The organism is Microbacterium sp. 69-10 (genome assembly GCF_001897945.1).
Lineage (GTDB): Bacteria > Actinomycetota > Actinomycetes > Actinomycetales > Microbacteriaceae > Microbacterium.
In genome coordinates this window covers 33,006-39,853 of the sequence record NZ_MKRT01000003.1, presented here as the reverse complement: position 1 = coordinate 39,853, position 6,848 = coordinate 33,006, and the positions used below count along the sequence as shown (strand labels likewise).

At 66.7% G+C, this 6,848-nt stretch carries 5 protein-coding genes and 1 pseudogene; all 6 read right to left on the bottom strand.

From position 1 onward, the window contains the following. Nucleotides 1-781, bottom strand: a pseudogene (locus tag BGN97_RS01140) (DNA gyrase subunit A); the annotation flags it as partial. Nucleotides 782-1,007: 226 nt separating this feature from the next. Beyond that, the gene (gene gyrB / locus BGN97_RS01135) at nucleotides 1,008-3,071 is read right to left on the bottom strand and encodes a DNA topoisomerase (ATP-hydrolyzing) subunit B (protein ID WP_292697317.1); all 2,064 of its coding nucleotides are present in this window, start codon (nucleotides 3,069-3,071) and stop codon (nucleotides 1,008-1,010) included. Between the two features lie 117 nt (nucleotides 3,072-3,188). Continuing rightward, nucleotides 3,189-3,674, bottom strand: a complete 486-nt coding sequence (locus tag BGN97_RS01130) for a DciA family protein (RefSeq protein ID WP_285630896.1) — start codon at nucleotides 3,672-3,674, stop codon at nucleotides 3,189-3,191. After that, nucleotides 3,652-4,908, bottom strand: coding sequence for a DNA replication/repair protein RecF (gene recF / locus BGN97_RS01125; RefSeq protein ID WP_292697313.1), 1,257 nt, complete (start codon nucleotides 4,906-4,908; stop codon nucleotides 3,652-3,654). The genes BGN97_RS01130 and recF overlap by 23 nt, the downstream gene beginning before the upstream one ends. A gap of 68 nt (nucleotides 4,909-4,976) precedes the next feature. Continuing rightward, nucleotides 4,977-5,426: a GNAT family N-acetyltransferase gene (locus BGN97_RS01120; protein WP_292697311.1), complete on the bottom strand. Its 450-nt coding sequence runs from the start codon at nucleotides 5,424-5,426 to the stop codon at nucleotides 4,977-4,979. Next, nucleotides 5,423-6,565 (bottom strand): DNA polymerase III subunit beta, encoded by a 1,143-nt coding sequence (gene dnaN / locus BGN97_RS01115; RefSeq protein ID WP_285630888.1) that lies wholly within the window; start codon nucleotides 6,563-6,565, stop codon nucleotides 5,423-5,425. Before dnaN ends, BGN97_RS01120 begins: the two co-directional genes overlap by 4 nt. Nucleotides 6,566-6,848: the final 283 nt, after the last annotated feature.

The window sequence follows — 6,848 nt, the reverse complement described above, 5'->3', positions numbered from 1 at the left end:
CGGGGTTGACCTGGTACGGCAGCTCGGTGATGACCAGGCAGGTGCGGCCCTGGATCTCCTCGACCTCGACCACCGCGCGCATCGTGATCGAACCACGACCGGTGCGGTACGCCTCCTGGATGCCCTTGGTGCCCAGGATCTGGGCGCCGGTCGGGAAGTCCGGACCGGGGATGCGCTGGATCAGGCCCTCGAGCAGCTCCTCGCGGGGAAGACCCGGGTTCTCCAGAGCCCACAGCGCCGCCGCCGAGACCTCGCGCAGGTTGTGCGGCGGGATGTTGGTGGCCATGCCGACCGCGATGCCGATCGAGCCGTTGACCAGCAGGTTCGGGAAACGCGACGGAAGGACGTCGGGCTCCTGGGTCTGACCGTCGTAGTTCGGCGAGAAGTCGACGGTCTCCTCTTCGATGTCGCGCACCATCTCGAGCGCGAGCGGAGCCATCTTGGTCTCGGTGTACCGCGGCGCTGCGGCGCCCATGTTGCCGGGGGAGCCGAAGTTGCCCTGGCCGAGGGCCAGCGGATACCGCAGCGACCACGGCTGCACCAGGCGCACGAGGGTGTCGTAGATGGCCGAGTCACCGTGCGGGTGGTACTGACCCATGACCTCGCCGACCACGCGAGCGCACTTGGAGAACGACTTGTCGGGGCGGAACCCGCCGTCGTACATGCCGTAGATCACACGGCGGTGCACGGGCTTGAGGCCGTCGCGCACGTCGGGCAGCGCGCGGCCGACGATGACGGCCATGGCGTAGTCGAGGTAGCTGCGCTGCATCTCGGACTGCAGGTCGACCTGGTCGATGCGGCCGTGCTCGTGAGCCGGCTCGGGGCGTTCTTCGTCAGTCATGTCTTTTTCTTCTTCTCCGGATGCTGCCGGTGGTGCCGGACTCCGGAATGTTCTCTTCGTTCGCAGAACGGGGGCCCCGGCGCTGGCGCGCCACCCCGATGCTCACTCCGAGAACATTCCTCCGTCCTACGTGCGTGTGCTGTTGTCCGAGATCAGCGGTGGTGGTTTAGATATCGAGGAAGCGGACGTCCTTGGCGTTGCGCTGGATGAAGGTGCGCCGGGACTCGACGTCCTCACCCATCAGCACGCTGAAGATCTCGTCCGCGGCCGCAGCGTCGTCGATGGTGATCTGACGAAGGGTGCGCGTGGTGTGATCCATCGTGGTCTCCCACAGCTCCTTCGGGTTCATCTCACCGAGACCCTTGTAGCGCTGGATGCCGGCGTCCTTGGGCAGGCGCTTGCCGTTCTCGCTGCCGTGCTTGAGCAGGGCATCCCGCTCGACGTCGGTGTACACGTACTCGTGCGGCGCGTTGGTCCACTTCAGGCGGTACAGCGGCGGCATCGCGAGGTAGACGAAACCGGCCTCGATCAGCCCGCGCATGTAGCGGAACAGCAGCGTCAGCAGCAGTGTCGTGATGTGCTGGCCGTCGACATCGGCATCCGCCATCAGCACGATCTTGTGGTACCGAGCCTTGTCGATGTCGAAGTCCTCGCCGATGCCCGTGCCGAAGGCCTGGATCATCGCCTGGACCTCCTTGTTGCCCAGGGCCTTGTCCAGACGAGCGCGCTCGACGTTGAGGATCTTGCCGCGCAACGCCAGGATCGCCTGAGTGTGCGGGTCCCGGCCCTGCACCGCCGAGCCGCCGGCCGAGTCGCCCTCCACCAGGAAGATCTCGCTGATCGACGGGTCCTTGCTGGTGCAGTCCTTGAGCTTGTCCGGCATCGCCGCCGACTCGAACACGCTCTTGCGGCGTGCGGTCTCGCGAGCCTTGCGCGCGGCGATGCGGGCCGTGGCCGCATCGATCGCCTTGCGGATGATGTTCTTCGTCTGCGCCGGGTTGCGATCGAACCAGTCACCCAGCTGATCGTTCACGATCTTCTGCACGAACGCCTTCGCCTCGGTGTTGCCGAGCTTGGTCTTGGTCTGACCCTCGAACTGCGGCTCGCCGAGCTTGATCGAGATGACCGCCGTCAGGCCCTCGCGCACGTCGTCGCCGGAGAGGTTGTCGTCCTTCTCCTTGAGCAGGTTGTTCGCCCGCGCGTAGCGGTTGACCAGGCTGGTCAGCGCCGCGCGGAAGCCCTCCTCGTGCGTGCCGCCCTCGTGCGTGTTGATCGTGTTGGCGTAGGTGAACACGTTCTCGGTGTACGAGGTGGTCCACTGCATCGCGACCTCGAGCGAGATCTTGCGCTCGGAGTCCTCCGCGTCGAAGTCGATGATCTCCTCGTTCACGACCTCGGCCTTGCGCACCTTGTTGAGGTACTCGACGTAGTCGACCAGACCCCGCTCGTAGAGGAACACGTCAGAGGGCTGCTTCGTGATGCTCGTGCCGTCGGGTCCGTCGACCTCGTAGGCGGATGCCTCGCGCTCATCGTGCAGCGCGATGCGCAGCCCCTTGTTCAGGAACGCCATCTGCTGGAAGCGGGTGCGCAGGGTCTCGTAGTCGAAGTCGATCGTCTCCGTGAAGATCTCCGCATCCGGCCAGAACGTGATGCTGGTCCCGGTCTCGGAGGTCTCCTCGCCCCTCTCCAGCTGCTGCTGCGGGGTGCCGCCGTCGGCGAAGACGTGCCGCCAGACGTAGCCCTTCTGCTTGACCGCGACCTCGAATCGGGTCGAGAGCGCGTTCACGACGGAGGAGCCGACGCCGTGCAGACCGCCCGAGACGGCGTACGCCCCGCCGCCGAACTTGCCGCCGGCGTGCAGGATCGTCAGCACGACCTCGACGGTCGACTTGGTCGGGTCGGAGGAGTGCGGATCGACCGGGATGCCGCGGCCGTTGTCGACGACGCGGACAGCGCCGTCGGCGAGGATCGTCACGTCGATGTTGTCGGCGTAGCCGGCGAGAGCCTCATCGACCGAGTTGTCGACGATCTCGTACACCAGGTGGTGCAGACCGCGCGGACCCGTCGAGCCGATGTACATGCCGGGCCGCTTGCGGACCGCCTCGAGGCCCTCGAGGATCTGGATCTGGTCGGCGCCGTAGTCGCCGGGGACCTTCTTCGACTCCTGTGTGTTCGGCTCCGTCCCTGTCGAGGGGGCGTTCTCGTCGTCGGAAGGTGTTTCAGGCGTCATCAGAAATGGTTCTCCACATCGAAAGTACCCGCCCATTCTAGCGGGTTTCGACGGTCGACATACGCCTCAAACGCCGTGTGTGCGCTTCTGAGGGCTTGAGCCCCCGGTCGTGATGCCCTACCCGTAGGTGTCCCGTGGACCCCGTCCGGGCACGACGCGCGGTCCCCACTTCCATGACGGGACGTCCGGTCCGATGAACCGGATGTTCTCGACACCGGCATCCGGATAGCGGTTGCCGATCTCGGTCATGATCACGGCGCGCATGAACTGCAGGTTCTTCGCCCACGCCGTGGAGTCGCACTTCACGGTGAGAACGCCGCGCTCCAGCGAGACCGGCTCGGAGTGCTTCGCGGTGTCGGCGCCGGCGAGCTCGGCCCACTGCCGCACCAGGTCCTCGGCCGCGAGCGTCTTCTCCCAGCCGGAATCCCTGGTGAGCTTGGCGAGGATGTCACCGAGCGTGCCGGGATCGCGCCCCTTGGAGAACGGCGCGTTGTCGTCGTCGACCTCGATGCGCTTGCGACGCTTCCAGTTCTTCGAGCTGGGCTTCAGCCCGCGCAGCCGCAGGTAGGTCGCCACCGTCTCAGGAGGCTGCGGGTCCATCATCGGCGGTCTCCTCTCCGGGTCCTGCAGAGCCTAGATCGTCCTCGGTTCCTGAGCGAGCGGAGCGAGACGAAGGACGCTCATCGCTGATGGTTCCTGCGTGGATGCGCACGACATGACGGTGCAGCGGCTCGGGGATGTCCCCCTCGACGGCGGCCGTGACGATCACCTGCTCGTACCCGGAGGTGATGGCCGCCAGGCGCTCGCGCCGGTCGGCGTCCAGCTCGGCGAAGACGTCGTCCAGGATCAGCACCGGATCACCGGCCGGGGACTCGGCGCGCAGCAGTTCCGCGGATGCCAGGCGCAGCGCGAGCGCGACGGACCAGGACTCGCCATGCGAGGCGTACCCCTTCACCGGAAGATCGCGGACGCGCAGGATCAGGTCGTCGCGGTGAGGTCCCACCAGCGTCAGCCCGCGCTCGATCTCCTTCGAGCGCTTCGCCTGCAGCGCGGCACGGAACTGCTCCTCGATCTCGCCGCGGACCGGCCCATCTTCGGTCCCTGAGTCCGTCGAAGGGTCGCCCTCCTCCGGATCTCCACCGCGCACGGACAGCGCCCATTCCAGCTGCGGACGGTGGTCGGCCCCCGCGATCGCCGTGTAGGCCTCGGCGAGGGGACCCTGCAGATCGGATGCCAGCCGCAGGCGCGCATGGATGATCTCGGAGCCGAGTGAGATGAGCTTGTCATCCCACACATCGAGCGTCGAGAGGCCCTCGCCGCGCACTCCGCGCGCACGGGCGGACTTCAGAAGAGCGGTCCGCTGCCTCAGCACGCGCTCGTAGTCGGCGATCACCCCTGCCATCCGCGGAGTGCGCTGAATCAGCAGCTGATCTGCGAATCTTCTGCGCGACGAAGGATCGCCGCGGACGATCTGCAGGTCTTCGGGCGCGAACAGCACGACATGCGCGTAGCGCGGCAGCTCGTTGGTCTTCGACGGTGACCCGTTGATGCGCGCCTTGTTCGAGCCCTGCCTGTTGAGCTGCACCTCGACGAGCACCTTGCGCTCACCGTGCGCGAGACGCGCTCGCACCACGGCGAACTCCTTGCCGTCCCGCACCATCGGAGCATCCGACGACACCCGATGCGATCCCAGCGTCGCGAGGAAGACGATCGCTTCGGCGAGGTTGGTCTTCCCCTGCCCGTTGCTGCCGACGAGCACGTTCGGACCGCGATGCAGCGTGAGATCAGCGGTCGCGTAATTGCGGAAATCGCCCAGGTTCAGGTGCTCCACAATCACGATGTCAGCCTACCTTCGGGGTCGGACGCTCCGTCCGCTGCTGAACGCCGGTGACGGGTCCGTGCCGGTCAGAGTTCCCGCGCGAAGAAGACCTTGTCGGCGGAGCGGTGCGTCTCGACGAGACCGGACTTCTCGAGTACCCGGATGGAGGGCGCGTTGTCGAGGTCGGTGTCGGCGATCGCGCGCTTCGCGCCGGCATCCGCGGCGATCCGCAGCCCTTCGGCCACGGCATCCGTTGCCAGCCCGCGGCCGCGAGCAGAGGGGATCAGGCCGTAGCCGAACTCGACGGTGCCCGACTCGTCCGGTGGTCCGAAGAAGCCGAAACCGCCCACGGCCAGGTTTTCTTCTCGGACCATGTACAGCGTGAAGACAGCATCCGCGGCGTCCTGGTCCGCCAGCATCCGCAACGGCACCAGCTCGTCCGCGAACGGATAGTCCGGATGCCAGTGATCGCCGTCCCGCTCATCCCGCACGACTATGCGCCGCGCGAGCTCCGGTGTGATGGGCTCGAGCGTCACCGAAGCAGCAGGTTCGGCTGCAGCAGGTACTTGAACGAGTCCAGACCGGCCTGGTCCACCGAGGTCTGGCTGGTCACGAGCACCGGGCTGAGCTTGTTGGCGTTGTCGCTCGACGTGAACGTGACGCGGGTGAACTCGCTCTTGACCGCGCCGAGAGCCTCGAGCAGGTACTGCGGGTTCAGGCCGAGGGTCACCTCGTCGCCGCCGTTCAGGTGAGCGTCGACCGACTCGGAGGCGCGGGCCTGCTCGCTGCCGGATGCATCCATCGTCACGCCGTCGGCGCCGAACGTGAATCGCAGCGGAGCGGAGCGGTCGAGCACCAGGGCGACACGGCGCACGGCCTCGATGAGGTCGCCGGTGTTGACGACCGCGTAGTGGTCGGTCTGCTCGGGGAACAGCCTGCGCACGGGCGGGAAATTGCCCTTGATCAGGAGAGAAGTCACAGTCTTGTTGCCCGCGGTGAACGCGATGATCTCGCGGTCACCCGCTCCGGAGAACGCGATCTCGATGTTGCCGGCGTGCGCGAAGGTCTTCCCGACCTCGGTGAGCGTTCGGGCCGGGACCAGCGCGGTCTGCTCTGCGCCCTCCCCGTCCCACGGCACGTCGCGGAGCGAGACGCGGTAGCGGTCGGTCGCGACCAGGCTCAGGGTGGTGCCGGAGACCTCGAGCTGCACGCCGGTGAGGACCGGGGTCACATCGTCGCGGGATGCGGCGAAGGCCACCTGCGCGATCGCGGTGCCGAACTCCTCGGCCGGCACGACGCCCGTCGAGCCGGTCACCTCGGGGATGGAGGGATATTCCTCGACCGGCATGGCGGCGAGGGTGAACCGTGCGGAACCGCAGGTGACGGCGATCCCGCCGTCCTCCTCCACCGCGATCTCGATCGGCGCGTTCGGAAGCCGGCTCGCGATGTCCGACAGCAGGCGGCCGTGCACGAGGATCGTCCCCGGCTCGTCGACGGTCGCCTCGATCGTGGTGCGGGCGGATGCCTCGTAGTCGAAGGCCGAGAGGGTCAGTCCCTCAGCGGATGCCTCGATGAGCACACCCGCAAGGATCGGCTGCGGATTGCGCTGTGGCAGCAGCTTGACGACGAAGGACACAGCCTCGCTGAACACATCGCGGTTGACCTGGAACCTCACGGGCGCTCCCTCGTTGTACTTCACCTTTCGCAGTGGGCCCACTGCAGGCGATCCCATGCTAGTCGCACCGGGCGAAGCCGCCGCTACCCCGAATGGGGCTGTGGCGGCCTGTCCGTCCACATCCGTCTGGTGATCGGGGAGCCCTTCACTGAGATTGATCTCTTAACGGTGTTAACAACTGTGGATTCTGTGGATAAGTCGGTGGATAGCAGCGGAGAGTAGGAAACTACACGCTTGTCAGTTGTGGAGACCCTGAGGATTCCGGGGCTTTCGGAGGGTTCCG